At 41.1% G+C, this 26,604-nt stretch carries 27 protein-coding genes and 5 pseudogenes; 17 read left to right on the top strand and 15 right to left on the bottom strand.

Annotation, left to right across the window (positions count from 1 at the left end; all coding sequences use genetic code 11):
• Nucleotides 1-860, top strand: an 860-nt coding sequence (locus ACE1CC_RS34035; protein WP_413274860.1) for an ISL3 family transposase, incomplete at its 5' end; no start/stop codon positions are given.
• 42 nt (nt 861-902) lie between these two features.
• Nucleotides 903-998 (top strand): annotated as a pseudogene (locus ACE1CC_RS37040) (aldo/keto reductase); the annotation flags it as partial.
• Here the strand turns inward: ACE1CC_RS37040 and ACE1CC_RS34030 are convergent.
• Together ACE1CC_RS34030 and arfB are read right to left on the bottom strand one after the other, a co-directional pair.
• Nucleotides 970-1,719, bottom strand: coding sequence for a class I SAM-dependent methyltransferase (locus ACE1CC_RS34030; RefSeq protein ID WP_413274859.1), 750 nt, complete (start codon nt 1,717-1,719; stop codon nt 970-972). The pseudogene ACE1CC_RS37040 and the gene ACE1CC_RS34030 sit on opposite strands and share 29 nt — an antisense overlap.
• Complete coding sequence (gene arfB / locus ACE1CC_RS34025; RefSeq protein WP_413274858.1) at nt 1,712-2,128, bottom strand: alternative ribosome rescue aminoacyl-tRNA hydrolase ArfB; 417 nt, start codon at nt 2,126-2,128, stop codon at nt 1,712-1,714. The genes ACE1CC_RS34030 and arfB overlap by 8 nt, the downstream gene beginning before the upstream one ends.
• 79 nt (nt 2,129-2,207) lie before the next feature.
• Here arfB and ACE1CC_RS34020 point away from each other — a divergent pair, with 79 nt between their 5' ends.
• The 4 genes from ACE1CC_RS34020 to ptsP are packed head-to-tail and all read left to right on the top strand — an operon-like array spanning nt 2,208 to nt 7,675.
• Nucleotides 2,208-3,341: a ParB/RepB/Spo0J family partition protein gene (locus ACE1CC_RS34020; RefSeq protein ID WP_413274857.1), complete on the top strand. Its 1,134-nt coding sequence runs from the start codon at nt 2,208-2,210 to the stop codon at nt 3,339-3,341.
• Between the two features lie 58 nt (nt 3,342-3,399).
• Nucleotides 3,400-4,473 carry a dihydroxyacetone kinase subunit DhaK gene (gene dhaK / locus ACE1CC_RS34015; RefSeq protein ID WP_413274856.1) on the top strand — a complete coding sequence of 358 codons (1,074 nt, stop codon included), beginning with the start codon at nt 3,400-3,402 and terminating at the stop codon, nt 4,471-4,473.
• Nucleotide 4,474: 1 nt separating this feature from the next.
• Nucleotides 4,475-5,113 carry a dihydroxyacetone kinase subunit DhaL gene (dhaL, locus tag ACE1CC_RS34010; protein ID WP_413274855.1) on the top strand — a complete coding sequence of 213 codons (639 nt, stop codon included), beginning with the start codon at nt 4,475-4,477 and terminating at the stop codon, nt 5,111-5,113.
• Between the two features lie 30 nt (nt 5,114-5,143).
• On the top strand, nt 5,144-7,675 hold the full coding sequence (gene ptsP, locus ACE1CC_RS34005; protein ID WP_413274854.1) for a phosphoenolpyruvate--protein phosphotransferase: 2,532 nt from the start codon (nt 5,144-5,146) through the stop codon (nt 7,673-7,675).
• Between the two features lie 43 nt (nt 7,676-7,718).
• Here ptsP and ACE1CC_RS34000 read toward each other — a convergent pair whose 3' ends face one another.
• The 6 genes from ACE1CC_RS34000 to ACE1CC_RS33975 all read right to left on the bottom strand — a co-directional run bounded on the left by ACE1CC_RS34000 (nt 7,719) and on the right by ACE1CC_RS33975 (nt 12,460).
• Complete coding sequence (locus ACE1CC_RS34000; RefSeq protein WP_413274853.1) at nt 7,719-8,900, bottom strand: DUF4336 domain-containing protein; 1,182 nt, start codon at nt 8,898-8,900, stop codon at nt 7,719-7,721.
• A gap of 259 nt (nt 8,901-9,159) precedes the next feature.
• Complete coding sequence (locus ACE1CC_RS33995) at nt 9,160-9,933, bottom strand: hypothetical protein (RefSeq protein WP_413274852.1); 774 nt, start codon at nt 9,931-9,933, stop codon at nt 9,160-9,162.
• Between the two features lie 54 nt (nt 9,934-9,987).
• Nucleotides 9,988-10,401, bottom strand: a complete 414-nt coding sequence (locus ACE1CC_RS33990) for a nuclear transport factor 2 family protein (protein WP_413264190.1) — start codon at nt 10,399-10,401, stop codon at nt 9,988-9,990.
• 38 nt (nt 10,402-10,439) lie between these two features.
• Complete coding sequence (locus ACE1CC_RS33985) at nt 10,440-11,039, bottom strand: pyridoxamine 5'-phosphate oxidase family protein (protein ID WP_413274851.1); 600 nt, start codon at nt 11,037-11,039, stop codon at nt 10,440-10,442.
• Nucleotides 11,040-11,097: 58 nt separating this feature from the next.
• Entirely contained in the window at nt 11,098-11,808 is a 711-nt protein-coding gene (locus ACE1CC_RS33980) for an NADPH-dependent F420 reductase (protein ID WP_413274850.1), read from the bottom strand.
• 52 nt (nt 11,809-11,860) lie between these two features.
• The gene (locus ACE1CC_RS33975; RefSeq protein ID WP_413274849.1) at nt 11,861-12,460 is read right to left on the bottom strand and encodes a glutathione S-transferase family protein; all 600 of its coding nucleotides are present in this window, start codon (nt 12,458-12,460) and stop codon (nt 11,861-11,863) included.
• Nucleotides 12,461-12,680: 220 nt separating this feature from the next.
• On the opposite strand from ACE1CC_RS33975, the gene ACE1CC_RS33970 reads away from it, so the two are divergent.
• Entirely contained in the window at nt 12,681-13,223 is a 543-nt protein-coding gene (locus tag ACE1CC_RS33970; RefSeq protein WP_413274848.1) for a TetR/AcrR family transcriptional regulator, read from the top strand.
• A 63-nt stretch (nt 13,224-13,286) separates the two neighbouring features.
• On the opposite strand, the pseudogene ACE1CC_RS33965 reads toward ACE1CC_RS33970, so the two are convergent.
• Nucleotides 13,287-14,198 (bottom strand): annotated as a pseudogene (locus ACE1CC_RS33965) (RNA-guided endonuclease InsQ/TnpB family protein); the annotation flags it as partial.
• 25 nt (nt 14,199-14,223) lie between these two features.
• Nucleotides 14,224-14,649 carry an IS200/IS605 family transposase gene (gene tnpA, locus ACE1CC_RS33960; protein ID WP_413274847.1) on the bottom strand — a complete coding sequence of 142 codons (426 nt, stop codon included), beginning with the start codon at nt 14,647-14,649 and terminating at the stop codon, nt 14,224-14,226.
• Nucleotides 14,650-14,726: 77 nt separating this feature from the next.
• Here tnpA and ACE1CC_RS33955 point away from each other — a divergent pair, with 77 nt between their 5' ends.
• Nucleotides 14,727-16,118, top strand: a complete 1,392-nt coding sequence (locus tag ACE1CC_RS33955; protein ID WP_413274846.1) for an IS200/IS605 family accessory protein TnpB-related protein — start codon at nt 14,727-14,729, stop codon at nt 16,116-16,118.
• Between the two features lie 40 nt (nt 16,119-16,158).
• On the opposite strand, the pseudogene ACE1CC_RS37035 reads toward ACE1CC_RS33955, so the two are convergent.
• Nucleotides 16,159-16,465: pseudogene (locus ACE1CC_RS37035) on the bottom strand (GNAT family N-acetyltransferase); the annotation flags it as partial.
• A gap of 32 nt (nt 16,466-16,497) precedes the next feature.
• Nucleotides 16,498-17,170, bottom strand: a pseudogene (locus ACE1CC_RS37030) (glutathione S-transferase).
• Here ACE1CC_RS37030 and ACE1CC_RS33930 point away from each other — a divergent pair.
• Nucleotides 17,156-17,296: a hypothetical protein gene (locus ACE1CC_RS33930; RefSeq protein ID WP_413274863.1), complete on the top strand. Its 141-nt coding sequence runs from the start codon at nt 17,156-17,158 to the stop codon at nt 17,294-17,296. The pseudogene ACE1CC_RS37030 and the gene ACE1CC_RS33930 sit on opposite strands and share 15 nt — an antisense overlap.
• 10 nt (nt 17,297-17,306) lie before the next feature.
• Here ACE1CC_RS33930 and ACE1CC_RS33925 read toward each other — a convergent pair whose 3' ends face one another.
• Nucleotides 17,307-18,191, bottom strand: coding sequence for an SDR family oxidoreductase (locus ACE1CC_RS33925; protein ID WP_413274844.1), 885 nt, complete (start codon nt 18,189-18,191; stop codon nt 17,307-17,309).
• Between the two features lie 324 nt (nt 18,192-18,515).
• On the opposite strand from ACE1CC_RS33925, the gene ACE1CC_RS33920 reads away from it, so the two are divergent.
• The 7 genes and pseudogenes from ACE1CC_RS33920 to ACE1CC_RS33890 all read left to right on the top strand — a co-directional run bounded on the left by ACE1CC_RS33920 (nt 18,516) and on the right by ACE1CC_RS33890 (nt 22,327).
• Nucleotides 18,516-18,905, top strand: a complete 390-nt coding sequence (locus ACE1CC_RS33920) for an MAPEG family protein (RefSeq protein ID WP_459563952.1) — start codon at nt 18,516-18,518, stop codon at nt 18,903-18,905.
• Between the two features lie 14 nt (nt 18,906-18,919).
• Complete coding sequence (locus ACE1CC_RS33915) at nt 18,920-19,480, top strand: GNAT family N-acetyltransferase (RefSeq protein WP_413274842.1); 561 nt, start codon at nt 18,920-18,922, stop codon at nt 19,478-19,480.
• Between the two features lie 27 nt (nt 19,481-19,507).
• On the top strand, nt 19,508-19,687 hold the full coding sequence (locus ACE1CC_RS33910; RefSeq protein WP_413274841.1) for a hypothetical protein: 180 nt from the start codon (nt 19,508-19,510) through the stop codon (nt 19,685-19,687).
• A pseudogene (locus ACE1CC_RS33905) lies at nt 19,659-20,426 on the top strand (DEAD/DEAH box helicase); the annotation flags it as partial. The gene ACE1CC_RS33910 and the pseudogene ACE1CC_RS33905, both read left to right, overlap by 29 nt.
• Nucleotides 20,427-20,500: 74 nt before the next feature.
• Nucleotides 20,501-20,755, top strand: a complete 255-nt coding sequence (locus ACE1CC_RS33900) for a hypothetical protein (protein ID WP_413274839.1) — start codon at nt 20,501-20,503, stop codon at nt 20,753-20,755.
• A 117-nt stretch (nt 20,756-20,872) separates the two neighbouring features.
• Nucleotides 20,873-21,376, top strand: a complete 504-nt coding sequence (locus ACE1CC_RS33895; protein ID WP_413274838.1) for a DM13 domain-containing protein — start codon at nt 20,873-20,875, stop codon at nt 21,374-21,376.
• Nucleotides 21,377-21,433: 57 nt separating this feature from the next.
• Complete coding sequence (locus tag ACE1CC_RS33890; RefSeq protein WP_413274837.1) at nt 21,434-22,327, top strand: DUF5996 family protein; 894 nt, start codon at nt 21,434-21,436, stop codon at nt 22,325-22,327.
• Nucleotides 22,328-22,417: 90 nt separating this feature from the next.
• On the opposite strand, the gene glpK is transcribed toward ACE1CC_RS33890, so the two are convergent.
• Both glpK and ACE1CC_RS33880 read right to left on the bottom strand, forming a co-directional pair.
• On the bottom strand, nt 22,418-23,932 hold the full coding sequence (glpK, locus tag ACE1CC_RS33885) for a glycerol kinase GlpK (RefSeq protein ID WP_413274836.1): 1,515 nt from the start codon (nt 23,930-23,932) through the stop codon (nt 22,418-22,420).
• Between the two features lie 49 nt (nt 23,933-23,981).
• Nucleotides 23,982-25,481, bottom strand: a complete 1,500-nt coding sequence (locus ACE1CC_RS33880; protein WP_413274835.1) for a S10 family peptidase — start codon at nt 25,479-25,481, stop codon at nt 23,982-23,984.
• A 123-nt stretch (nt 25,482-25,604) separates the two neighbouring features.
• On the opposite strand from ACE1CC_RS33880, the gene ACE1CC_RS33875 reads away from it, so the two are divergent.
• A complete protein-coding gene (locus ACE1CC_RS33875) occupies nt 25,605-25,970 on the top strand; it encodes a hypothetical protein (protein WP_413274834.1) in 366 nt (121 codons plus the stop codon).
• Nucleotides 25,971-26,604: the final 634 nt, after the last annotated feature.

Below are 26,604 nucleotides of genomic sequence, written 5' to 3'. Positions count from 1 at the left end.
CAACGAAACGATATGAACAATACATTTATGAACGAGTAATAAATTCTAACTGCGAACAGGTTGGTCGAACAGAGCAATTGAGTACAGAATCAGTGGAAAGTATATTTAAATCGGTAAGTAATCAATGGGAAAAAAAAGAGTGGTTGCCTGTTGAACGGGTGAGTATAGATGAAGTCAGTAAACGCAAAGGATACAGAAATTTTATCACTGTAATTGCTGATATTGACCAGGGGAAGCTAATAGAAGTAATTGATAGCCATAAACAGAAAGATATTATTGAAGCCCTGAAACAGCAACCACTTGCAGTGAGAGAGCAAGTCAAAGAAGTTAGTGTAGATATGTGGGCTGGATTCAAAAAAGTTGTATTAGAAGTATTTCCTAATGCTGTGGTAGTTATTGATAGATTCCATGTGATGCAGTTACTTAATAGAGGTTTAAATAAAATTCGTCGCTTAGTCAAAGTAACAACTAAGGGGAGTAGGTATTTACTACTAAAAAATCGTCAAGATTTAACCTCTTCAGAACAATTGGCACTTTTAGAAGTTTTAAATCAGTCCCCTTGCTTGCAAATAGCATATCAAATGAAAGAAGAATTTCGGGAGATTTATGAAAATTGTGAAACTGTAGATTCCGGCTTATTAATGATGTCCAAATGGTTAGTTCACGCTCAAATTTTTTATCCCCAAGCCGCTCGCACAATTCGAGCACACCTTCGAGAAATTTGTAACTACTTTATCAGCCGAACAACTAGCGGTGTTATGGAAGGAATTAATAATAAAATTAAGTTAATTATGCCCTTGGGTTATGGCATGACTAATTTTAATAACTTGCGCTCTCGATTACTAGCTTCTTTTTCTTAATATTAGTAAACCTTATCAACCTAAGTACGGAAGAGCCATTATGCTGCATTGGATTTGAAATTGAATGTTGATGAATTGGCTGCATTGGATGCGGCGTTTCCACCACCAACTAAACCTGTTCCTTTAGAAACACTATAGGTTTTTTCGCCACAAAAGCGACATGAGCATGAGGTAAAGCAAACTGACCGTAGCAATTTCCAGTTTCTACCTGAAAACCAAGCTGGTACAGCATTGTAGTAATTTCTTCGGTTGAATATAATTGCAGAGCGTGAAGTTCATCATCTCGACGGTAATAGTCTCCTACTTGCCTGAAGGTAATGATTCGACGAGTCAGGAGATGCTGCACAGAGTCTTCCTGTTTTTCCACCAAAACAATCCAATCATCACCTTCAGTAAAACTTTTGATGGGGGTTGCATTTGTTACCTGTCCGGGTTCTGCAATGTCGAAGATGAAAACGCCCCCTGGCGTAAGAGCATTATAAATACGTTGGAATACCTGAGTGAGTGTCTGGGATTCTGGGTCAAACAAGTAGTTGAAACATTCACCGAGCGAAATTACTGCATGACAATTAGGAATTTCCACTTGGAACAAGGAATCAAGCTGAAATTGTGCCATCGGAACTCGTTGACGGGCGATCGCAATCATAGCAGCAGAAATATCAACCCCTAAAACTTGGTAGCCTACTCTGACTAGTTCCTCTGCTGCTAGACCGCTGCCACAGCCTAAATCTATAATTAGCCCATCCTGAATACCATGCTGTTTCAGAATTGCCAGAATTCCTGGCATTGCTTGCAGAGCATAACTCCTGAAGCCAATATCGTGAATGTAAGCGAGGTCTTCTCTGTACCAATTATTCATCAATCACTTTTCCTCGGAGAGTCTTGATTTGACTTCGCTTTGTTTTGCTATCCAGACGCTTTCTTTGAGAACTGCGAGTTGGTTTGCTTTTTTTCCGGGGTTTGGGGAGTGCGATCGCACTTTTAATCAACTCTTGCAATCTTTGCAAAGCCTCTTCTCGATTCTGCTCCTGAGTGCGGTGTTCTTGAGCCTTAATGACAATCACACCTTCTTTGGTAATCCGCCCATCGGACAGCTTCAACAGTCGTTCTTTGTAAGACTCAGGTAACGAGGAAGCAATAATGTCGAAGCGTAGATGAATCGCGGTTGCTACCTTATTGACATTTTGCCCTCCTGCTCCCTGAGAGCGAACTGCGCTCATTTCAATCTCATGTTCTGGGATGGTTACTGTGTGAGAAATTTGGATCATACTTCAAAATAAATCGAAACCAGAGCAGCTACCTTCATACTAAAGGTTACGATTGGGGATAGCGCGTTCTGATACAAGTATGACCAAGCCGGAAGAACTTGGTTCTAAATCTACTTCTCAGGTAGATCCTCATACCCTTCAACCACATCCTCGTAATACTTTTATTTATGGAGAAGAGGAAGATATCTCTGAATTAGTAGCATTAATTGAGTCTTCTGGTTGGGTAAAACCGTTGGTAATTACTCCCAATAGAACAATTATTTCTGGTCATCGTCGATGGAAGGCAGTACTAACTTTGGGATGGCATTCAGTAGGAGTGGAAGTTAGGGAGTTTCAGACAGAAGTGGAGGAATTGGAGGCATTACTGTTGGAAAATGCTAGCCGGGAAAAGACTGTAGAGCAAAAGGTAAGAGAAGGAAAAGCTTGGGAGGTTGTGGAAAAGGAAAAAGCCAAAAAAAGGCAAGTCGAACTGGCGGGAACTCATCGGCGAGGAAAAACATCTGACCTTGTGGCAAATTTGCCACAAGGTATGGAAACGGGGAGAACAAGGGAGCGGGTATCTGCTCGTGTTGGCATGAAAGCGCGTACTTACTCGAAAGCTTCTCAGGTGGTAGATTTAATCGATCGGGAGTTCAGCCAGGGTAACTTAGAAGCGGCAAAAGGATTGCGTAGGGTGTTAAATCTTCAAAGTGTAGATGCAGCTTACCAACTGCTCAAACAACCATCCCAAAAGCGTCACCAAATATTATCTGCTCATACTGGTGGCAAATTAAAGTTAACAAAACTAATGTCCCAAACGCCATTCGACTCTGATTTGGAAGCGGAAAATTCTGACACAATTTCAGCAGAAGCAGAGAGAATAAAATCTTTGGCGGTAGGAGATGTAGTTTTTATTAATATAACCTGGCAAGAGAAAGCGGGAATTTCAGAAAGAAAATGGAATGGATTTTGGGGAGTAGTACAGTCAAACCAAATGGGGATAACAGTCAATATGGGAGCCGAGGTAATTAACGTAAAAGCCAGTGATTTAAAACCAGTCGATTTAGCTGATGAACAACTAACTCAGTTGCAAGAAGTAGCAGAGCAAATTCTCCAACTCCGCATGAATCAATTGGATGAGATGGAAGTAACTATGTTGAATTTTCTGCAACAACGGGTTTTATTTACTTCTAAGCAATTGTCTTACTTAGAATATATGGAAAGCTTACATTAACTATTGAGCAGATAATTTATGCTGGGTTGTAGAATCTGCCCAACTGAAAGAGGTTGTGATGAAAAAGCTGATCAACAAGCCAGAAGACTTTGTAAGAGAAAGTTTAGCAGGGATGGCACAGGCTCATGCTGACTTAATCAAAGTGGAATACGATCCCACTTTTGTTTATCGCACTGATGCACCAATACAGGGAAAGGTAGCAATTATTTCCGGTGGTGGTAGCGGTCATGAGCCGATGCACAGTGGTTTTGTTGGCATGGGAATGCTGGATGCGGCTTGTCCAGGTGAGGTTTTTACCTCTCCTACCCCTGACCAAATCTTCGCTGCTACGCAAAAGGTAGATAGTGGTGCTGGTGTTCTTTACATTGTCAAAAACTACAGTGGCGATGTAATGAACTTTGAAATGGCAACCGAGTTAGCCCTCAGTCAGGGTATTCGGGTGCTAAATATTTTGATTGATGATGATGTAGCGGTGAAAGACAGTCTCTATACTCAAGGACGACGGGGTGTGGGAACAACGGTACTGGCAGAAAAAATTTGTGGTGCCGCATCTGAGCAAGGATATGATTTGTTGGAAATAGCAGATTTGTGCAGACGAGTGAACATGAATGGGCGTAGTATGGGAATTGCTCTTACTTCTTGTACCACACCAGCAAAAGGTAGCCCGACATTTGCATTAGGCGATCGGGAAATGGAAATTGGCATCGGGATTCATGGCGAACCGGGTAGAGAACGCATTAACTTAAAATCAGCAGCCGAAATTACCAACATTTTGGCACAATCTATCATTGACGATGCCAACTATAGCCGGACAGTGCGCGAGTGGGATGAAAAATTAGGCGAATGGGCAGATGTGGAACTGATAAATCCACCATTACAATCGGGCGATCGCCTCTTAGCATTCGTTAATGGTATGGGTGGTACTCCTGTTTCCGAACTGTATGTTGTCTACCAGGAACTAACTGCTATTTGTCAACAACGAGGATTGCAAATTGTGCGAAACTTGATTGGGTCATATATGACATCTTTAGATATGCAAGGTTGTTCCATAACTCTGTTGAAGCTAGATGATGAGATGATCCGGTTGTGGGATGCACCAGTAAAAACACCAAGTTGGTGCTGGGGGATTTAATATGAAAGTCACTCAAGCACAAATTCTACAATGGTTGCAGGTCTTCGCTGACAAAATAGAGCAGAATAAGGAATATTTAACCGAATTAGATGCGGCGATCGGTGATGCGGATCACGGTATCAATATGCAGCGAGGTTGGAAAAAAATCAGCAGTCAGTTACCAACTCTGGTGGATAAAGACATTGGTAGCATTTTGAAAACTGTCAGCATGACTCTGATTTCCAGCGTTGGTGGTGCAAGCGGACCCCTTTATGGAACTTGGTTTTTACGGGCAAGTGCTGCTGTAGCTGGCAAACAAGAATTAACTGAGTCGGATATTCTAGAACTACTGCAAGCAGGTTTAGCAGGCGTGTTGCAAAGGGGCAAAGCAGAACTGGGAGATAAAACAATGGTAGATGTGCTATCCCCAGCAGTAGTGAAATTTGGGGAAGTTGTGGGTGAGGGAAACAATATCTGCCAAGCTTTACAACAAGCTGTAACCGTAGCTGAACATGGGATGAAGGAGACTATACCAATGTTAGCGAGGAAGGGACGGGCTAGTTATTTGGGGGAAAGAAGCAGAGGACATCAAGATCCAGGGGCGACTTCTGCTTATTTTATGTTGCAGAGTTTGTTGGTGGTAGTAGAAGAAACTCAGTAAAAGCTTATCAACACAGTTGCAGGTATCATCGTGGTTGGAATTGTCATTGTTTCTCACAGTAAACAACTAGCCCTTGGCGTGCAAGAATTGGCAGCACAGATGGTTCAAGGTACAGTTCCTCTAGCTATTGCCGCAGGTATAGCCGATCCTGACAACCCACTGGGTACAGATCCGATTCAGGTTCAGGAGGCGATCGCTTCTGTATTCAGCGATGATGGTGTTTTGGTATTAATGGATCTGGGTAGTGCTTTAATGAGCGCGGAAATGGCACTAGAGTTTCTCCCGGAAGCACAAAGGCAGAAAGTACATTTGTGTGCAGCACCTCTGGTAGAAGGTGCGATCGCTGCTGTAGTTGCGGCGGCATCTGGTAGTAATATTGAGCAAGTTATTGCAGAAGCTCAAGGTGCATTAGTAGCCAAAGCCAGTCAATTAGGGATAACAATAGACCTCTCCAACAAAGAATATATAAGGCAGGCAGGATGCCTACCCCACAAGAGTGACAATGCTCAACCGATCGCCAAACTAGAAACAGTAACTCAAGAAATTCGTCTAACTATCAATAATCGCTTTGGATTACACGCCCGTCCAGCTGCTCAGTTTGTGAGTGTAGTCGCCCGATTTCCAGCGCAAGTTTGGGTGCAGAATTTAACTAAAGGTACTCAATTTGTACGCGGTGATAGTATTAACCAAGTCGCAACTTTAGGGGTACGTCAAGGAGACGAATTAGCTATTTCGGCTACTGGTGTTGATGCAACTGCGGTATTGACTGCATTAGAAACATTAATTACTAATAATTTTGGCGAAGCAGAAGATCGTTTGGCTTCAGCACCGTTAATAGAGAACAAAGTGACTCCTCAATCTATTAGGGAATTATCAGGGATTGCTGCTTCTGATGGAGTGGCGATCGCTCCCATTATCCACTATCAACCTACCATCTTTACCCCTACTCAATATCACATAGATGATGTTGAATCAGAGTGGCAACGTTTACTCAGAGCTATAGAAGCTGCTAAACAGGAAGTTCAGACTTTGCTTTCTCAAGCATCGATGCAAATAGGTAATGCCCAAGCCAGTATTTTTGATGCTCATTTATTATTTTTAGCAGATCCAGTGTTATTGGAAGCAGTTGAGAAACACATCAGAGAACAACAAATTAATGCAGAAGCGGCTTGGCAAGCTGTAGTAGATGAGATTGCATTAAGTTATCGCGCCCTGGAAGATAGTTACCTGCAAGAACGAGTTAATGATGTGGTGGATGTAGGACAAAGAGTGCTGCGATTGTTAGGGGGTGCTGTTGCTAATGTTTTGGCTTTACCAGAACCAGCGATTTTAGTAGCAACCGATCTGACTCCAACAGATACTATTAAGCTAGACCCCACAAAGATTGTCGGCATTTGTACTACTTCTGGCAGTCCTACATCCCACAGTGCAATTATTGCCCGAAGTTTAGGTATTCCGGCAGTTTTAGGCGTGGATGCCCAGATTTTACAAGTGGAAGATGGGACGCTCTTATGCTTAGATGGTGAAATAGGTAAGGTTTGGGTAGAACCGGAAGCAGATATCTTGGCGTTATTTGAAATCAAGCGTCAAGGGTGGCGAAGTGCTCAACAAGAAGCTTTAGCTAAAGCACAGCAACCAGCTATTACCCGTGATGGTCGGCGAGTGAGTGTATTTGCCAATATTGGTAGCATAGCTGATGTGCAAACAGCTTTATCTAATGGTGCTGAGGGTGTGGGGTTGTTGCGTACAGAGTTCCTTTATTTAGGACGGAGTAGCCCGCCAACTCAAGAGGAACAATTAGCAGTTTATCAGGCGATCGCGCAAAAATTAGAGCAGCGTCCATTGATTATTCGCACTCTCGATGTTGGTGGTGATAAGTCACTTCCTTACCTGAGTTCAACAGTTCCAGAAGCTAACCCCTTTTTAGGTTGTCGTGGGATTCGTTTTTGCCTCAATCATCTAGATTTGTTTAAAACTCAGTTGCGGGCAATTTTAAGCGCCAGTGTCGGGAATAATATCAAGATTATGTTACCGATGGTTGCTACTGTAGAGGAAGTTAAAGCTGCCAAAGGAATCATTTCGGAAGTGCAGTCGGAACTGCGTCAAGTGAATATTCCGGTTGAGGAAGCGATTTCTTTGGGGATTATGATTGAAGTACCTTCAGCAGTAATGCTTGCCGATCGTTTAGCAGCAGAGGTAGATTTTTTTTGTATCGGGACTAATGATTTGAGTCAGTATGTGATGGCAAGCGATCGCACTCACCCACAAGTAGCTGCTTTGGCTGATGCGATGCACCCAGCTGTGTTACTCATGGTGCAGCAAACAGTTCAAGCTGCTCGTCGGGCGGGAATCTGGGTGAGTTTATGTGGCGAACTAGCTGCCGAGCCTGCTGCTACAGCAATTTTATTAGGTTTGGGAATCGATAAGTTAAGTGTTAATCCTCCAGCTATCCCGGTAATTAAACAGGCGATTTCACAGTTAAGTGTAGCTGCTTGTGAGAAACTCGCTGTTTGTGCATTACAACAAAATTCTGTCGCTCAGGTAAAGGCAATAGTTTCTTGAGGTTAAAGAAGATGGCTGATGGCTTTTTCCCCAGACATATCAATTAAACAACTGAACTTGGCAGTGGTGGACGAGTAATGCCTTTTTTATCCAAGTTTTCTTCCAATTCTAAAATGAATGCTAAATCTTCTGCTGGTAAAGATGTTTCTGACTCCAAAAAAGCAAACGCTTGTCGGAACTGATGAGGATTTGTTTTAATCGGTGCATCAAAGTGGCAAGGAATAATCCGCTCAAAATCCCAAGTAGCTACCAATGAAGCCCATTCAATAGTTTTCCCTGGTGAATGATCCAAAATCAAGGTTTGCAAAATAGGCGCTACCAACGGTCTACCATTTCCGCGCAGTGCAGAAAATGAATGTTGCCAGCCATTTTTCCAGCGAAACGGAAATAACCCAAAATATGCTTTTTTGGATTTATCTGGTGCTTTGAACATATCAGCTAATGCCTGTTTTAACCCGACTGTTTCTAAAGCACTTGGTCGAAAATAAAGTGCAAACAAACTAATCCGTTGCCATCCTTTGAGCCGATTTTCTGGCGTATCACAAATTTCTTCTAGCGCATTGTCTCTAGCGTGAAACAACAGAGGATAAGGGTGAAGTTGGACGATTTCGGGTGGTGTTTCTGGTACTGCCAATACTGTGTCTGTTAGCAGTAGTGTGCGCGAGGATTTGTGCCATAATGCTACTTCGACAAAAGAACCCCTTCCCAAGTTAATGTTGAGTATTTTGTATTCAAACTCATTGCTAAACGGTGCTAATTTACTATCGAATGGAAGTATCTTTGTTCGTTTTTCTGGAAAACCAAGCCAACTTAGAGGCAGGTTGAAGGGATAACTCCACTGAGATGGGGCGACAAACACTTGAGCATTAGGAAAGCGTCTGGCAACTGGGCCAACAAAAACCTTGTGTTCTAAACCGGAGGCAGTGGGTAAGATAATGTATTTGACTTCACCATGAAGGGCTACCAACTCGTTAACCAATCGGATGCACTCAGGAGTGGGTGCTACTGGTGCGTAGATGAGTAAACCACCGGAAGCGAGTCGAATCGCAGTCATGCGAATGGGCACAACTGTGTACAAAATGCCTTGAATTTGCTCGAATGTCCAGATAGTATCTTTGATGATTTCTCGACGTAATGTTCGCCGCTTGTTATAGGGGTAAAGTGGTACTAAAGGCCAGAAGTGCCATGACCAATCTTGAGCATTGTGTTGTTTATCCTCTGCCATAGCTGCTCTCACAACCTCTCTCCCTGATTCAAAGGAACTGCTATTCTTACTCTAGCGGGGATTTCTTTTCGGATATTAGGTCAAAAATTCGCTTGTGGGATAACATTATTCCACGCTGATGCTAAACTTTTACCACAACTCTCGTCGCCTGAGACTAAAACCAGAACCGCAGATATTAGGATTTGTACCTAATCAATACGACAAAACGATCGCCATTCACCGCAACATCTTAGCTTCCCTAGAACCACAACTATCTAAACTATCCAACCTGAATAACTTTCACCGAAGTTTTGGCTTTGAGTCGAGTGATAAACTCTACTTTTTGACTCATTAGTTGCTCAAAAAACTGGAAGTGATAAAACCCCCGATCAAGCAATAGTAAGGTTTTGGCGGAGGCTAAGGATAGTAAACTTTCTTCAAATTTCGTTTCTGATGCCAAGGGATTATCATGAAACCAAACTTCGACAGGTAAGCGAGTTATCAAATCAACTACAACACAAATTTTTCCAGCCAATTTTCCCGGTTTTACATCTTCTAAACTTTTCAGTTTACGAAATAATGCTTCTAATGTGGAACCATCTGCCACCCAAATTTTGTCAAAATATCGACTGGCAAATTTAATACTTTCCGGTAGGGGACGTTTTTGACGCTGTTGCCAATTTGATTGTAATCTTGGTAGTAAATCTTTAAATACTCGCTCAAATACTGAAGCGGGAAATTCTAACAATCTTTCTGAAAGTGATTGTTGAGCTACTTTTATAGCGCGACACCACAGTAAATCTTCTCTTTCTAATAGTCGAGTTAATTCCTGCACTGATGGGACTTGTCGCCACACTAATGTTAAAACTGCTGCTACCATTAATGATAAATTTAATAGCCTGTTTCTTAATCCCAACTGGCGGTAATAAGCTTGTTGATTAAAAATTGCTGGTGTTAGTAGTTCTTCCAGATGTGCAGCAATAACTTGATTATTTGGACTGGGTATGTTGTGCCGCTTCGCATGGTCAGGATGACGATTTATTGGCTTTTTCATAGTTAGATGAGCAAACTTCTACTTCTGCTAGTTTGGCATCTTTAGTACCGTTTTCTAACGAAACTTACGTTCTGACTCTAAAATTGGTACATCATTAATACTGGCTTCTCGTCGTTGCATCAATCCATTAGAAGCAAACTCCCATTGTTCGTTACCATAAGCGCGAAACCATTGACCAGATTCGTTATGATACTCGTATTCAAACTTTACAGAAATGCGATTATCGGTAAAACTCCAAAGTTCTTTTTTGAGTCGATAATCTAATTCCGTATTCCATTTGCGAGTCAAAAATTCTCGAATCTTTTCTCGTCCGCTAAAAAACTCCGATCGATTTCGCCAAACTGAATCTTCAGTATAAGCTAAAGAAACACGCTCTGGGTTACGACTATTCCAAGCATCTTCCGCAGCTTGTACCTTAGCTTTAGCAGTTTCTAAAGTAAAAGGTGGTAAAGGAGGTCTAGTTTCCACAGTTTATATCTCCAGTCAATAAGTACAGAGAAAAATTGTTAATTGAGATTAGCTAATTGTTGTTCTAATTGAGTAATTCGAGCTTGTAAAGGAGCCATCATTGCTGCTACTTCTGTCTCAGAATAACGAATTGGAATATGTTGGGGACAGTTTTCGCTAGTCGCTTCAACGTGAAAGATAATTGCCCGTTCAATTTCGGCAGGATAATCAGGGACTCGTAACTGTTCAATTAAAGCCGAATCACCCTCAATATACTCGGCTCTTCCCCAAATTTTAATCCGTTTCCGATGACGGTAATCCATCAAAAACAGGAAGGCTTTATCGTTACCAGATAAATTGCCAACTGTAATATATTGCACGTTTCCCGAAAAGTCAGCAAAGCCCAATGTTTTTTCATCCAAAACTTTCAAAAAACCAGGTGCGCCACCACGAAACTGAATGTAAGGATAGCCGTTAGAACTAACTGTTCCCAAATAAAAGCCATCCAGTTGACTAATAAATTCGGCAATCTTTGGAGTGATTATATCATTAGCAGGCCCATTGGCGATATACTTCTCATAAGTTTGTCTTGAACCTCGTTCTGACTGCGCTGTTTGTACTTCAGGAGTGAAAGCAATTTCTCCGAATTTGCGTGGCATAATGCCCTCCTCAATTATCAGTTTCGTATTGTACTGTTGAAGCGATCGCTAATTTCGATTAACCAGCAGTATTACCAGCAATGAATGGTGCTAACTTATCGTGTTTTCCCGGTGTCCAAGTTTCACCCAAAAACTTGTAATTCATCCGAGGAAAATAGCCGTAGCGTTGTCCTAATTCTCCACTCAGTAGAGTCATGCGTTCCACAGTTCGAGCATTAGCGAGTTTACCTGCATCAATGTAGCGAAAAGGTGTTTTTTCAACTAATTGGAAAAACTGACTTTTTGCTTCTGCATCATCGCTGACGACAAACACATCACTAACTATATCCCCAAAAGTTGGCGCATCAAATACTTCCCACCAAACATTTTTGAAAGCACCAACAACTCGCGTTTTCGGAAATCGATGTTGAATTTGTTCTGCACCACTGGTATCCCAAGGTAAGATAAAATCGGTGTAAGTATCATTAAACGGGTTGGAAATGTCTACGTATATTTTCTTATCAAAATAATGACGCAAAGGTTCTAATATGTCTAACATTCCATCCCGTAAAAACATTGCAGGTAGAATCACATCAGCATTGGCAGCATCTTCATAGTTACCTGCTGTTAAATTCGGTATTCCCAATCCTTGCACAATCTTAGTCGCTCGGTCAATATTGCGCGAACCTAAAATTACTTGTTGTCCTACTTCAGCCAACATCTTTGCTAAACGAACGCCCATTCTACCCGTGCCTAAAATTCCGATCTTTGACATGATAATTTCCCTCAATATTTGACAACTTTTCTGGAATTAATTACTGTTAGCTACAGTTATAATGGTTCTATAATCCTGCCATTGGGATGTAGCCTGGGAGTTGTTTGATGCGATCGCTCCATGCCAAAACATTGGGATAAGGTGCGAGGTCAATCTTGCCATCAGGTGCTAACGCAATGTATGGGAAAACCGCAATATCAGCAATAGTCGTCCGCTCAAACTCTAGCCAAGTTCTGGTGCTTAAATGTTTATCAAGTTGGGTTAAAATATGTTCGGCTTTTTGGTGAGCGCGATCGATGTTGATACTAGTGGCACCAAACAAATGATAAAGTCGAGCATTTTCGGGTCCTTGACGAACTTCGCCAGCAGTTGTTGATAACCAACGAACTACTTGTGCCAAAGGTAAAGCATCCAAAGGCAACCATTCTTCACCGCCATACTGCCGAGCTAAATATACCAAAATTGCTTGAGCATCTGCCAGTTTAGTATCACCATCAACCAACAAAGGAACTTGTCCAAAAGGGTTAAGTGCTAGATATTCTGGTGACTTATGTTCCCCTTTCATTAAGTCAACTTTTACCCATTCGTATTCCAGATTTAGCAATTCCAAAAACAGTCTAACTTTGTAACTATTTCCCGACATTTCATGACCATAAAGCTGAATCATCTTGATTTCTCCTGTTCTCTTGGGGGTTAGGTTTTAGGGGTTAGGTGTTAGGGTTGGCTTTCTCCCTACCCCCTATCCCCTAAGCAAGAGCCAGCTTGATAACTTGCATCAAGTTGGTAGCTGTTTGAAAGCCTTCTTTTTTTGTACCGTTCATTCGGTATAGTAATACTGTACCGAACGTTCTATATAATGTCAATAGTTAATTTCCAATTTTTGAGCCATGCCAAAAGAAACCTATATTCCTTGCTTGTTGGGGTTGTTTCGCCAGTACGGTTACGATGGTGCTACGCTATCCAAGATTTCGGAAGCGACTGGACTGGGGAAAGCTAGTCTGTACCATCACTTTCCCGGTGGGAAGGATCAGATGGTTGAGACAGTTTTGGATTATCTGGAAAAATGGTTAGGAGAGAATATTTTGCCTGCTTTGGAGAGTGAAGGGGATGCGGTGACAAGGTTGGGGCGAATGTGCGATCGCTTAAATGAACTTTATCATGGGGGAGAACAACCTTGCGTGTTTGCGATTTTGTTGTCTGGTTCGGCAAGAGATGTGTTTCACGCTAAAGTAAAGGCACTGTTTCAGGGTTGGATTGATGCGATCGCAAATGTGTTAATCGAGTCAGGTATGGATGCCCAACTTGCCAAACAGCGGGGGGAAGATGCCGCAATAGCAATTCAAGGTTCGCTGATTTTATCGCAAGCAATGGACGATACAACTGTGTTTCGGCGGACAATTGAGCAATTACCAACAATAATTTGTCGATAGCGAGAAATGAATGGAGAAACAGAACTTTGACATCCTCACCGACCGTCGATGTACGGTGATTCCCTAGCAGTCGAACAGCGTTAACTGAACAGACTCTAGATGGGTTGACAGTTCATCGGAAACAGCCGAAATCTCGGTCTTACACTTCCTCCCTGTCCGTTTAGAGTCGTGGATATGTCCTACCCCGACTTGTTCTATTCGTTTTGATGCGTTGTCGTCCCGATCCTGCAATTTGCCGCAGTTGAAGCAAACTATTTCTCGAATAGACAGGTCTAATTTACCCCATTTATAGCCACAATCACAGCAAACTTGACTAGTTGGCTCCCATCGGCTGATGACGACAAATTGGCGACTGAATTTATGCGACTTGTTATCACATAAACTCCTGAATTCTCGCCACCCTGCCTGACTTATTGCTCTGGACAGACGGCGATTTTTCAACATTCCAGAAACTCCTAAATCTTCTAGAGCAATAACTTGATTTTCGCTAACCACTCTAGTTGAGAGTTTATGGAGGAAATCTTTGCGCTTATCTGTTTGCTTGGCTTTTAATTTAGCTACTCGCAGACGCATCCGTTCTCGTCTTTTCGCTCCTTTTTGGCGGCGCGAATAATGACGTTGCGCTCGTTTTATTTTCCGTTCCAGTTTTGCGTAATCTGGACTATCAACCTTTTCCCCTGATGATAAAGTAGCAAACGTTTTTAGCCCCAAGTCTATGCCGATTGATTCGTTTGTTGCTGGCTTCAGTTCCGGCGAAATCTCTACAACAAAACTCAAAAAGTAGCGATCTGCATTGTCTTTAATCACAGTAACCGAACTTGGTTCGCTTGGTAATGGTCTTGACCAGACTGTTTTTAGACAGCCGATTTTAGCCAAGTAAACCTGGCAATTCTTAATACTAAACCCACCCTTTCTGAATCTGGCAGATTGACGGTTAGACTTTTTTTTGAACTTAGGAAAATTGACTTTAATTCCTTACATAAAAATGCGTAGCAACGATTTATTCTGGATTCTCTTGGTTCTGCACATATTCTATAAGTTTATTTAGTGGTGCTTGTGCGCCAACACTAATTAACGCATAAGAACCAGACCAGAATTGAGGCTTTTCGCAAGAGTAAAACTTTTTTAGATGTTGAGAAAATTCAGACCGTAATTTCCTAGAAGTTACGGTTTTTATATTATTTACTAATTTAGATAAGTCAACGCTGGGATGAGTCTCAATTAGTAGATGCACATGATCCGATTCTCCACCAAACTCAATTAACTCACATTCCCACTTAAACAATAATTCGTTGATGATCGATTTCATCCTAGTAAGGATTTCTCCTGTCAGGGATTTACGACGGAATTTAGTTACCAGAACTAAATGATAGATGAGTCTAAAAGCGCCGTTAGAACGGGTTTTCAGTCTGATACCGCTTTCCATAACTAATTGAGTAACCGTATTGACAACTAAAACAGTAGCTTGGTATTATATCTCTTGTCAAGGTCGAGGACATACCAATGAATAAAAAGAGAACTAAAAGAAAACCCACGCAAGAAGTTAGAACAGACGTTTGGGAGTTGTCGGCAAGCAAAGAGCAAAAACACCAAATGGTTTTGACAGTAGAGGCATATCGTAAATTCTTAATTCCTTTAGTCATGGTTGTTAATGCTCAATGGTGTGTTCTTGGCGAATTGACATCAAAAGAGAGGGTCAATGCCGTTGAGAGAATGATTCATCAAACCGCAGATAACCCCAGCCCAAAACATAATTACTTTCAGAAAGTAATTGATAAATATCCGTTTTTCAGAAAGTTCCCTAGCTACTTAAGACCTGCAGCAATAGCCGATGCCATTGGCATAGTTTCAAGTTTTCATAGTCGATATTATGAATGGCAATCAGGCATAAGAAAGCACAAAACAGCTAAACCCCCAAGGTTAACTGTTTTGTGTAAAACCTATCCTGCCTTATATAAAGGTCAGCAGGTAAGGTATGGATTAAATTACCAAACTGTAGATATCAAAATATGGAGTGGGACTGATTGGGTATGGCTTGAAAATATTAAAATTAAGAGGCATGGTTTATCTCGTCACCTAATCGATGGGAACGAGATACAATCACCCGCTTTAGTTGTTAATAAAAATAAGTGTCAGCTTTCTATGCCTATTCAAATTAAGAAAGTTGATAGAGAGGATTCAGGATTTGTGTGCAGCGTTGACATGGGCATCAATAATGCTGCCACAGTATCAATCGTTGGCAAAAACGGTACTGTAAAAGCAAGGAAATTTATTAACCCTACTAGAGACATAGACCGAAGAAACCAACGAAGGATGATGATTAAAAAGAAATCATCACAAACAGTTAACTTAACCAAGCAAAAACTTCCTGCTGGTTTTTGTAAAGGACTTTACCGCAAGTCAGCTAATATCAACCTAGAAATATCTCGCCTGGTTATGAGAGGCATTGTGGAGTTTGCAAAAACTTATAATGTTAAAGTAATTGTGTTTGAGAATTTATCTGGATGGAAAGCTAAAGCAGGTAAAAAGGGTTCTCTGCAAAAACAAAAATTCCATCTGTGGTGTCATAGCAAAATAGTTGAGTTGACACAACAAAGATGGAGTGAGTTAGGAGGTCTAGTAGTTTTTGTTAACCCCAAATACACCAGTGCTTACGCTTTTGATGGAAGTGGCAAGGTTAGAAGGAGTAAGACTAATTACTCTTTGGCTGTGTTTAAAAACGGGAAACAATACAACGCCGACCTCTCAGCTTCTTATAATATTGGTGCTAGATATTGGTATTCGTTAATAGTGGGAGATAAACATTTTTCTAGAGTGTTCGTTGGCAAAAGTTCCAACGACACACTGAGAACGCCAGTAACTCTGGATACGCTGAGAAATCTTATGGTTTCCTAGCGCAAGAATCCCCAACTATAATCTCCGATTTAGTTGGGGTGCGTTCAAAATCTGGATCGACCGCAACCATATAGATTTCACCCATGCGAGTCTCTGCATCAAGTTTCACAGCTACAAATCCTGTGATTGAGCCAGCATCCAGCGCCACCCATACATTGCTATCTTCAGCAGTACAGACTGCTTCAACCGCCTTATGAAAAGCTCACACGCCAATCCTTGGGATAGAATTCCTGGTAAACATCAAGATCCATCACCTTCTGAATCGACTCAAAAACTGGAGTCCAAGCTCGAAGCGAAAGACGAATAATTGCATCTAGTTGTTTAGCTTCGTAAGGTTCAATCTGTATTTCCATTGGAACTTCCAAAATGAATCATCCAACTAACGTGCAAGTTGATATACACCACCACGCTCTAAGGCTCGTTTGTATGCTGGGCGGGAATGGATGTGATCGCATCCATTCCATCAATCGTGGACGACTGGCATTCAACCCACCCCGCGCTACCGCTGCTTCAATGGGAAAGCTCATCTGAATATCAGCAGCTGTAAATTCATTTCCAGCGAACCAGGGAGTTTTCCCCAGTTCTGATTCGAGATAATTCAAATGTTGTGTAATTTGAGGAGTGATGAATGTCTCTTTAGTACGGCTTGTAATCATGTGTGCGATCGGTTTGACGAAGAACGGCATCGGTTGCTGTTCAATGCGATCGAACACTAGCTTGAGTAGCAAGGGTGGCATCGCTGAACCTTCAGCATAATGCAACCAGTACGTATAGCGCCATCGCTCTGGTGTACCGGGTGGAGGTCCCAATCGTCCTTCACCGTATTGTTCTACCAGGTATTCAATAATGGCTCCCGACTCTGCCAGAGTCAGCGTTCCATCAGTGATGACAGGCGATTTACCCAAAGGGTGTACCTGCCTTAACGATACAGGGGCTAACAGTGTTTTGGGGTCACGTTTGTAGTACTTGATGTAATACTCTAAACCCAGTTCCTCCAGTAGCCACAGGATACGCTGGGAACGCGAATTATTTAAGTGATGGACAGTAATCATTTGATTTCTCCATCTGTTGTGAATATTACGATCGCAGTCATTTACAGGATGAAGCAGCAATACCTTTGGCAAGCCATTTCCGTAAGCCAATACTATTGGTTTTCCCATCCTAATAACTCTTTCTAAAATAGAGAAATTATTTACCCATCTCTGTTACTTCCTGAATGTAGCGCCAAGCATCTGGTTGCGAACCATCGAGATCTGTAAAACCATAGACTTTTGCAAGTTGACCGCTGGAGAGAGACTGCCCATTCCAACGAGTAACTTCGGGATCGCCAGCAAGATGAGCAACGGCACGCCCCACATAATGTGGTGTTTCGGAAATGATGAAGTGTGGTTCCTTGAGAGTGGCATCTTGCCAGTTGGCTTCACTTACGCCAAAACTATCAAGCATCATTTCCGATCGCAACCAACCTGGAGTCAAGCACACAGCAGTACAGTGATGGGGTTGAAGCTCTTGTGCTAATGCCCAAGCCATACGAATGATTGAATTTTTCGCTAGATCGTAGATCAATGCTTGCCGATAGTGTCGATTATTGTAATCAGCCGTTCCATCGGTGAGTTCAACGACTAATCCTCCAGGCTTTTGAATCAGCAATGGGAGGGCAAAGTGACTGGTGATTAGATGAGTGTCGATCGCCAATCGTAACAAGCGTAACCCCCGCTCCAGATCGACCTCCCATAAGGGTTTATCAAGCTCTGCAAAATGTTCTGCCCCAATATCATTCACCAGAATATCTAACTGTCCTTGCTCTTGTTCCACACGAGTCACAAGCGATCGCACCTGTTCTGGATCTAGATGATCTACTTGTACCGCAATCCCCTGTCCACCTGCCTGAGTCACTAACTCTGCCGTTTCTTCGATTGTTTCTTTCCGGTTGTACTCTGACTGTTGCGTACGAGTCGTGCGTCCAGTTACATAAACCGTTGCCCCGGCTGCGCCCAGTTCTATTGCAATGCCTCGTCCTGCTCCGCGAGTCCCTCCAGCAACGATCGCGATCTTCTTCTTCAATGGTTGCATGGTTGATTCCCTGCAATTCTTTTGATACCAATCTTAGCTTGAGAACTACTTGCTATGACATACCTTTGGAATGATTGTCCGTAGCCAGATAACAATTCAATTTGTTACTCTAAAGATCGGACTCAAGCAGTAGCTAAAGCTAAGGAATTAGGAATTTTTAAATAACTGAATTCTTAAAGACCTATCCTTTTGGCTAGTGAAAGTGTATAGCGATCGCGCCATACTGGAATTAAACTCTAATTTAATAGAGCAATGCTAACTCAACAGATAGCGGGAATAATGCTCGCACTCACCCAAGGAGTACCCACCAGTTTAGTGAGTGAAATGACTTTTTCTCTCTGGGGTTTAGTCATTTTTATTTTGTGGACAATCATTGTCGTTATCCTTTTACTCACAGTGAGAATTCGGCATCTAGCTGCGGGTGGATCTGTTAAAGATTTCGCTACCCCAAACGACGAAAGCTTGCTTTGGCGACTATTTCGAGTTCAAGCGAACTTAATAGAAAACTTGCCTTTGTATTTGGGAGTTGTCTTTCTTCTAACAGTTCGGGGTGTTTCTGGAACAGTAATAGATGTGCTGATTGTGGTGTATATCGCATTTCGGATTATACACTCATTAATTCACATCGCTGGACTCGATCCAAAGTTTCGCCTTTTAAGTTTAGCGATTCAATTAACTTGCTTAGTTACTTTAATTACCTCGGCAATTTTTTAGTTGAGATACTGACAATGGAGATCGTCACTAAAAGATTTCTTCTAAGAGACTTTAACAAGGAAGATGAAACTGCATTTTTCGCCTATCATGCCGATCCAAAGTATGCTCAATTCTGTACACCAGAAGAAGTAGCACCCAGTCATACCCGCGAACTTCTCAGGCTTTTTGAGCAGTGGGCAACCGAACGTCCCCGTCTTAATTATCAGCTGGCTATTGTCGATCGTCGTTCCACTGAGGAATTAATTGGCTGTGCTGGATTACGCCGTGAGGGATATAATGCCGATCGAGCAGAATTAGGCATTGAATTAGCACCTCAATTTTGGGGACGTTACGCATACACAATTGAAATTGGGAAAGCTTTAATTGAGTTTGGATTTCAAGAATTAGGTTTAAAAGAGATCCAAGGTGTTTCTGTTAGCGGAAATGTGCGTGTAGTTCGTTTAGCACAACGATATGGGTTCGTTGTTGTTGGCACAAAACCTGGTTCCGATTGGATAAATGAGCGGGGATGGCACCAAATTGAATGGCAGCTTACACGAGATTCCTGGGAGAATTTATCAGCAATTACTTGGTGATGTAATTATTAGTAGGGAGGTCTAATTATGAGGGCAGAAAACAACAAAATCTCAGCAATTCAGATGATGCTGGGCATAATTTATCTTCTGATGATTCCGGTATTATTTCTCTTTCTTTCGGGTGATTGGTTGTGGGTTGAAGGATGGCTTTTTGGGATTTGGTTAATTGTTATTTCTACCGTTTATTTTACGGCGCGTCAAAACTGACCCAAGTATTATTAATGATTTACCAGATAAAGTTGAACAAAAGGTTTATTGTAATTTAACTAAAGAACAAGCTTCTCTTTATGAGGCTTTAGTCAAAGATGTTACTGAGAAAATTAAAGATTCTGAAGGGATTGAGCGTAAAGGGTTGATTTTATCAACTTTGTTGAAACTCAAACAAATCTGTAATCATCCCGCCCAATTTTTACAGGATGGGAGTGAATTTTCTGGGGAACGTTCTCATAAGTTGAGTCGATTAGTTGAAATGGTTGAAGAAGCTATTTCTGAAGGAGAAAGTTTGTTAAATTTTAGTCAGTTCAAGGAAATTTGTGATGGTTTAGAGAGATATTTTAAACAAACTTGCCATTACAATACTTACTACATTCATGGCGGAACTAATCGGGTGAAACGCGAACAAATGATTTCCCAATTTCAAGCAGAGGAAACTGAACCTTCGGTATTTATTTTATCTTTAAAAGCGGGAGGTGTCGGAATTACGCTGACTAAAGCAAATCATGTGTTTCATTTTGACCGTTGGTGGAATCCAGCGGTGGAAGACCAAGCTACTGACCGCGCTTTTCGGATTGGTCAAAAGAAGAATGTGTTTGTGCATAAGTTTATAGCTATTGGAACTTTGGAGGAACGGATTGACCAAATGATTGAGGATAAAAAGAAGTTGTCTTCTTCAGTTGTTGGGACTGATGAATCTTGGTTAACCCAGTTGGATAATGAGTCGTTGAGGATTTACAAAGGGAGTTATCTAAGTCTCCTTTGGGAAGGGTGTTATCTGATAAAATTGCTGTTAAAGAAACTTCTTTGTCTGCTGCTAGTTCGTACTTTCCACCTTTAGAAAAAGTAGAAGTGACGCAGGAGGTTAATTCGCGGGAATTTTGGTTAGGGAATAAGCGATTACCTGCAAGGGTTGAGCCAATTTCTTCATCTAGTTTACCAGCTATTTTGATTAAGAAACAGGGGGATTTTCCGGCTTTTTGGCGTGAAGATGTTTCTTTTATTCAAGTGATGGAAGAGTTGTATGAACGGGTGAGAACTAAAAATAAGGAGATTTTTTGAGTTGTTAAGAGGAATTTAATGTTTGGAATTTAGCGATCGCCCATTGGCAACCTGTCGAACATTTACAAAGTGCAGGAATGCTGAGTAATTATCAGAAATTTTGGAGGATTTATCGACATGAAATCAAAATATTTACTAATAAATATGGCAGCTTTATTATTTGTTGGTTGTACTACAAAGGAATCAGCCAATCAACCTTCAGCAAATCCAAATTCTGTTGCTGAATCTGTCTTTACCTCCACAGAATCAGTTGCAGATGTCAAGGCTAATGTTGTCAAGTCTGGAACTTTTGTTTCTGGAGAACATCCTACCTCTGGAACAGTCCGCCTAATTACCAAAAATGGCAAATCAACTTTAGAACTAGACCAATCATTTAAAACTTCAAATATGGGGCCAGATTTAGTAGTTATCTTACATCGTTCTAATAATGTACTTGGTTCTACTAAACCTCCTTCTTATCCGCTTAAAGAAGGAGATTATGTAATTCTAGCTTCCTTGAAAAATTTTAACGGTTCTCAAAGCTACCCCATTCCTGATAGCGTCAATTTAGCAAATTACAAATCGGCGGCGATTTGGTGTCGAAAATTTAATGCAACCTTTGGTACAGCTACTTTAAAATAATTGTAGCTCACAGTTAGTAACCATAATTTAAAAATCTTCTCACTGAGGCAATTTATCATGAGTAATTGGCAAACAATTGGCAATTTTCCGCCCCAAGAACTAACTGAAACTAGATTGCAAGTCCATTATGCAATTCAGTTCATTGCTGTTATAAGTTCTGCCCTAGCAAAGCCATTACCAGACTACAGCCACACTAGTTTGGAATGGAATACAGCGTTAAAAATGTTTACTGGCACATTAATTGAAGTGCAAACGCCGTTTCGAGTGGCACTCGATCCGATCGCTCTAACACTGATAGTCCTAAATCAACAAAATGAGACGATCTTCGCCTTTCCTCTCCATCAAAAAACAATGGCAGAAGGACTAAATTGGCTATCAGAACAGATTTCTAAATTAGGCGCTAATCCAGAAGGAATTTCTTTACCTGACTATCCCCAAGATGATTTTCCCGATTATGCTGTTGCTCATGGTACTGCTTTTGATGCAACTGAGCGATCGGCAAGACAAGAACTAACTAATTATTATGCGAATACCAATGAAATTTTACAAGAACTAATTACAACAAATGGAGAAAGTTCTTCTATCCATACTTGGCCTCATCACTTTGATATGGCGACACTAATCTTGCTTCCTGGTAATAAGAACGGCGAACAGATGAGTATAGGAATTGGTCTGTCACCCGGAGACAAAAACTATGACGAACCTTACTGGTATGTTTCTCCCTATCCTTACCCAGAAACGGAAAATCTTCCGCAGTTAGATAGCAATGGTTTCTGGCACACTCAACACTGGGTAGGAGCAGTTTTGAAGGCTTCTCAATTAGCAGTTCCTTCAACAATTGACAAAGACAAAGTAGCTCAAATTCAAAAGCAACAGGTTGAGACTTTCTTAAATTCGGCTTTTAAATTATCGAAAGCATTACTAACTACTGAAGGAATGATTCATAAATAATCAATCCGCTCAATTCTTAAAATGGAATCACGAATTACACTCTTTATCAGTAGATTAAGATATGATTTTTCCTGATTATATAGTTTAACTTTAACGCTCATCGACCCAATGTTTTGCCCGTTCCACTGCTGATAACCATTGCTGAAAGTTACTTGTAGCTGATTGAGTATTTTCTGGTTCAAATACCCGATCGATCTGACTAAAACTCACCAATTGTGCATCATCTTGCCAAAAACCACAAGCGATTCCCGCAGCAATAGCAACTCCCCTCACTGTAGTATCTCGCATCACGGGTCGTTCTACAGGAATTCCTAACACATCGGCCTGAAACTGCATCAGAAAATTGTTTTCACAAGCACCTCCGTCTACTTTCAATCGTTCTACTTGTAATACCCCAGAATCGTTAATTGCTTGTACTACTTCTTTAACTTGAAATGCTATAGCTTCCAATACCGAGCGTACTAAATGTTGTCTTTTTACACCACCTGTAATCCCAAAAAAAGCACCTCTAGCATTCATATCCCAATGCGGTGCGCCTAATCCACTTAAAGCAGGGACAAAGTAAACTCCACCATTATCAGATACTTGTTGGGCTAAGATTTCTGTTTGAGCAGCACTATCAATTAATCCTATTCCATCACGTAACCACTGAATACAAGCACCTGTGGTAAACATACTTCCTTCAAGAGCGTAACCTACTTTTGTTGTACCATCCAAATCGTTTTGAGTCCAAGCAATTGTCGCAATTAGTTGTTGTTGGGAATGGATGATATTATTACCTGTATGTGCTACTAGAAAACTTCCGGTTCCGTAAGTGCATTTGACTAAGCCGGGGCGATCGCATCCATGACCAAATAATGATGCTTGCTGATCTCCTAGTATAGCTGTAATTGGAATTTCTGCACCTAATAAATCAGGTTTGGTTGTGCCAAAATATCCTAAACTTGGTTGAATTTTTGGTAATAGATTTGCGGGAATATTAAACAAATCGAGTAATTTCGTATCCCACTCACGAGTAGTAAGATTGTACAACATAGTACGGCTAGCATTGCTGTCATCTGTGGCGTGTACTTTTCCACCTGTTAAGTTCCACAAAATCCAACAATCAATTGTTCCAGCTAAAACATGATCTAAATTTATTGAAGAGGGTTTAACAACTTGTTCTAATAACCAACTTAATTTGCTGGCAGAAAAATAAGCATCTATGATTAATCCGGTGCGGTCAAAAATCTCTTCAGCATAACCTTGTTCTTGCAATTTTTGACAGAGAGATGCAGTACGACGGTCTTGCCAAACTATAGCATTGTGTAAAGGTTGTCCGGTAGTTTTATCCCATAATAAACAAGTTTCTCGCTGTACTGTGAGTCCAATTGCTTTAATATCTAAAGCTTTAATTTTGGCTTGTTGAATGGCTTTTTGCATTACTGTGCAGGTGGCTTGCCAGATTTCTAATGGATCATGTTCTAACCATCCTGGTTGTGGGTAATATTGAGTTAATTCTTGATATGCTTGAGAGATTACGTTACCACTGTTGTCAAACAGAAATGCACGGTTGCCTGTTGTTCCTAAGTCTAATGCTAGAATGTAGCCCGAAGATGATGTCATTGCTTGTTCCTTGATTTAAGCAAGTAGCTATACTTAGTAATGGTGAGAGTTAGGCGATCGCCTTTTGATACAATTCTTTGATATCATTAAACCATTGCTGACGCGAATCATCCCAAGTGTAGAACATATGTCCGCCTCGATAATGTTTTAGTGTTAAATTCGGGCGAATTTCGGGATTTAACTTCATTAAATTTGCTAAATGATTGGAAGCAAAATAAGGTGTAACTAAATCAAAAAATCCGTGATTGATATATACTTGCATATAAGGATTAAGGGTCATCCCCACACGCAAGTCATCTACTGATCCAATAAAACCTTGTTTGAAATCACCTTTAATGTCGAATTTCCAAGCTTTATTTACCTCATAATTTAACAAATGATAAGTTAGGTCAGTTTCTACACCTAAAGTATCTCGTAAATGACTGTTAATTGCTCCGGTAAATAATCGATCGATCCCATCTAAAGTTGGATCGATTCCTTCATAATTTAGCCGTTCTGGGAAAGGATCGATCGCTGTAATTGAAGCATCATATAACCCGACAATTCGCTGTTGCTCACGTAACAATTCACGGGAAAAAACTTCAATATCAACTCTTCCCCCCAATCTTTCAATTAATGACACAGGTAAACCAATTAAACTAGCCATTTTCTCATAAGCAGCCTGACGTTCATCCTCTGTAGCCGCATCACCCATTGCTAATAAAGGAATTAATGTTTGCCGAGAAAACTGTTCGGCAGCAGCTAAATGTGCTGCTAAATTATTAGTTTCTCCTGCCCATTGAGCACGATGATGATGAATACCAGCAGCAGCCAGAGAAGGAAATACTGTTGCCCAAGAAGTGAGGTTATAGTCATTCCCACCCAACAAACTAAATTCTAAAGCTGGAGAAATCAAAATTGCACCAGAAAGACCAACACCATATTCTTGCTGTAATTTTCTAGCTAACTTGGCTACTCGAAATCCTCCATAACTTTCTCCGGCAATGAAAATTGGAGAAAGCCAACGTTTCTTTTGGGACAGAAATCTTTGAATAAATTCTCCTAGTGCTTTTAAGTCTCGTTCCACTTCCCAAAATTCGGTTTCTTGTGGTTTATCAGACTCTTTTGAATTAACTTTTTCATCAGATTTATTTTGTGCTTCTTTATCTGATGGTAAACTGCGACTAAAACCTGTTCCAATCGGGTCAATAAATACTAAATCGGTAAAAGAAAGCCAACTTTCTAAATTATCTACTACTTGAACTGGTGGTTTTGGTAGACTACCCCGTTCTCCGAAATTAATTCGTTTTGGTCCTAATGCGCCTATATGCAAATAGGCGGAAGCTGCGCCTGGGCCACCATTGAAGACGAAGGTTAGTGGTCTCATGTTTGCCTGTTGATTTTGGGCAATGTAGGCAACATGAAACATGGAAGCAATGGGTTTTTCTTGTTCAAACAAGGTTTGCCATTCGGCTCTTGCTGTATAGCGTATTTCTTGTTCTGGTAATGATAGAGTATGTTCGGTAGTGCTTGGTTTGCGGGTGATAGTTTCGTTGGGTGTGTCTGGCATTTTAGTAGTTTAATGATTAATGTTATTTTAGGCGCATTGGTTGGACAATAAATATTGAGTTTATTGACGACGAAACACAAATTAAGTTACCTGTTTTCACCAGAGGAGCGGCAAGGCACAAAGATGCTTGAGGTAGATGGCGATCGCCCTATTGATGAGAGCGATCTTGAGGTACAGTATGTGTTGCCAATTGATGGCGATCGTCCAGTCGTTTCTGATGACGTTCCCATCCGCGACACTATCAAAGACGATGGCACTCGTCCCATTGCAGCTAGTTCATTAGAGGCGGACAAAACTCTAGGAATTGACGGCGATCGCCCCATTACTCCTAGCAATTTGAATGTGAAAGAAGTTGTCTATGAGGATGGCAGACGACCGATTGAAAGGGATCGAGTTCAAGCTCGCAAAACTCTGCCCGTCGATGGGGAGCGTCCGATCGCTTCCGAGAATCCCGAATCCCCGGATATGATTCCAGACTACATTGACTAGGGCTGCATCAATTCCTACCTACCATTCGTGACAGGTTAAGAAAATGAAGCGAATGTCAATGAGAGAATATACTCAAAAATTAATCAAAAATCATTTCCCGAATCGCTCGCTGGTCGGGGAGAGGGAAAATGCAATTAGAAATTGCATTTTCCCTCTCTAAATGATTATGATTAATTCATAGAGCGAACTGAGCTAAAACAAGAAATAAGAAAGAATCATTAGTTGCAGAAATAGTCAGATACAAGTGAGTTTAGGAAAAGCGAGTAATTTCAAGAAAAACTAAATAAGTTTGGTGTCAACTGAGTAAATCAAATCAATAAAACCATCTAGCAAGAGTAAGGTTTTGGCGGAGGCTAAGGATAGTAAACTTTCTTCAAATTTCGTTTCTGATGCCAAGGGATTATCATGAAACCAAACTTCGATAGGTAAGCGAGTTATCAAATCAACTACAACACAAATTTTTCCAGCTAATTTTCCCGGTTTTACATCTTCTATAGGACTTACGCATTGACAAATGAACTCTATTGTGAATATCTGGAGTAGAGGTGAATTCAGTTCCCAAAAGCAGCAGAGTTGGGTAAAATTGCTTAAGCTATCAGGGGAGAAAAAAGATTAGAACCAGAACTAAGGCATC

The organism is Floridaenema aerugineum BLCC-F46 (assembly GCF_041929345.1).
Taxonomy (GTDB): Bacteria; Cyanobacteriota; Cyanobacteriia; order Cyanobacteriales; family Aerosakkonemataceae; genus Floridanema; species Floridanema aerugineum.
Note: the sequence above shows the minus strand (reverse complement) of the source record. Positions and strands in the feature narration are given on the sequence as shown.

Bases quoted from the DNA above. Each gene is read 5' to 3' on its own strand.
- ACE1CC_RS34030 (WP_413274859.1), bottom strand. From the start codon at position 1,719: ATGAATAATTGGTACAGAGAAGACCTCGCTTACATTCACGATATTGGC.
- arfB (WP_413274858.1), bottom strand. From the start codon at position 2,128: ATGATCCAAATTTCTCACACAGTAACCATCCCAGAACATGAGATTGAA.
- ACE1CC_RS34020 (WP_413274857.1), top strand. From the start codon at position 2,208: ATGACCAAGCCGGAAGAACTTGGTTCTAAATCTACTTCTCAGGTAGAT.
- dhaK (WP_413274856.1), top strand. From the start codon at position 3,400: ATGAAAAAGCTGATCAACAAGCCAGAAGACTTTGTAAGAGAAAGTTTA.
- dhaL (WP_413274855.1), top strand. From the start codon at position 4,475: ATGAAAGTCACTCAAGCACAAATTCTACAATGGTTGCAGGTCTTCGCT.
- ACE1CC_RS34000 (WP_413274853.1), bottom strand. From the start codon at position 8,900: ATGGCAGAGGATAAACAACACAATGCTCAAGATTGGTCATGGCACTTC.
- ACE1CC_RS33995 (WP_413274852.1), bottom strand. From the start codon at position 9,933: ATGAAAAAGCCAATAAATCGTCATCCTGACCATGCGAAGCGGCACAAC.
- ACE1CC_RS33985 (WP_413274851.1), bottom strand. From the start codon at position 11,039: ATGCCACGCAAATTCGGAGAAATTGCTTTCACTCCTGAAGTACAAACA.
- ACE1CC_RS33975 (WP_413274849.1), bottom strand. From the start codon at position 12,460: ATGATTCAGCTTTATGGTCATGAAATGTCGGGAAATAGTTACAAAGTT.
- ACE1CC_RS33970 (WP_413274848.1), top strand. From the start codon at position 12,681: ATGCCAAAAGAAACCTATATTCCTTGCTTGTTGGGGTTGTTTCGCCAG.
- tnpA (WP_413274847.1), bottom strand. From the start codon at position 14,649: ATGGAAAGCGGTATCAGACTGAAAACCCGTTCTAACGGCGCTTTTAGA.
- ACE1CC_RS33955 (WP_413274846.1), top strand. From the start codon at position 14,727: ATGAATAAAAAGAGAACTAAAAGAAAACCCACGCAAGAAGTTAGAACA.
- ACE1CC_RS33930 (WP_413274863.1), top strand. From the start codon at position 17,156: ATGGACAGTAATCATTTGATTTCTCCATCTGTTGTGAATATTACGATC.
- ACE1CC_RS33925 (WP_413274844.1), bottom strand. From the start codon at position 18,191: ATGCAACCATTGAAGAAGAAGATCGCGATCGTTGCTGGAGGGACTCGC.
- ACE1CC_RS33920 (WP_459563952.1), top strand. From the start codon at position 18,516: ATGACTTTTTCTCTCTGGGGTTTAGTCATTTTTATTTTGTGGACAATC.
- ACE1CC_RS33915 (WP_413274842.1), top strand. From the start codon at position 18,920: ATGGAGATCGTCACTAAAAGATTTCTTCTAAGAGACTTTAACAAGGAA.
- ACE1CC_RS33910 (WP_413274841.1), top strand. From the start codon at position 19,508: ATGAGGGCAGAAAACAACAAAATCTCAGCAATTCAGATGATGCTGGGC.
- ACE1CC_RS33895 (WP_413274838.1), top strand. From the start codon at position 20,873: ATGAAATCAAAATATTTACTAATAAATATGGCAGCTTTATTATTTGTT.
- ACE1CC_RS33890 (WP_413274837.1), top strand. From the start codon at position 21,434: ATGAGTAATTGGCAAACAATTGGCAATTTTCCGCCCCAAGAACTAACT.
- glpK (WP_413274836.1), bottom strand. From the start codon at position 23,932: ATGACATCATCTTCGGGCTACATTCTAGCATTAGACTTAGGAACAACA.
- ACE1CC_RS33880 (WP_413274835.1), bottom strand. From the start codon at position 25,481: ATGCCAGACACACCCAACGAAACTATCACCCGCAAACCAAGCACTACC.
- ACE1CC_RS33875 (WP_413274834.1), top strand. From the start codon at position 25,605: ATGCTTGAGGTAGATGGCGATCGCCCTATTGATGAGAGCGATCTTGAG.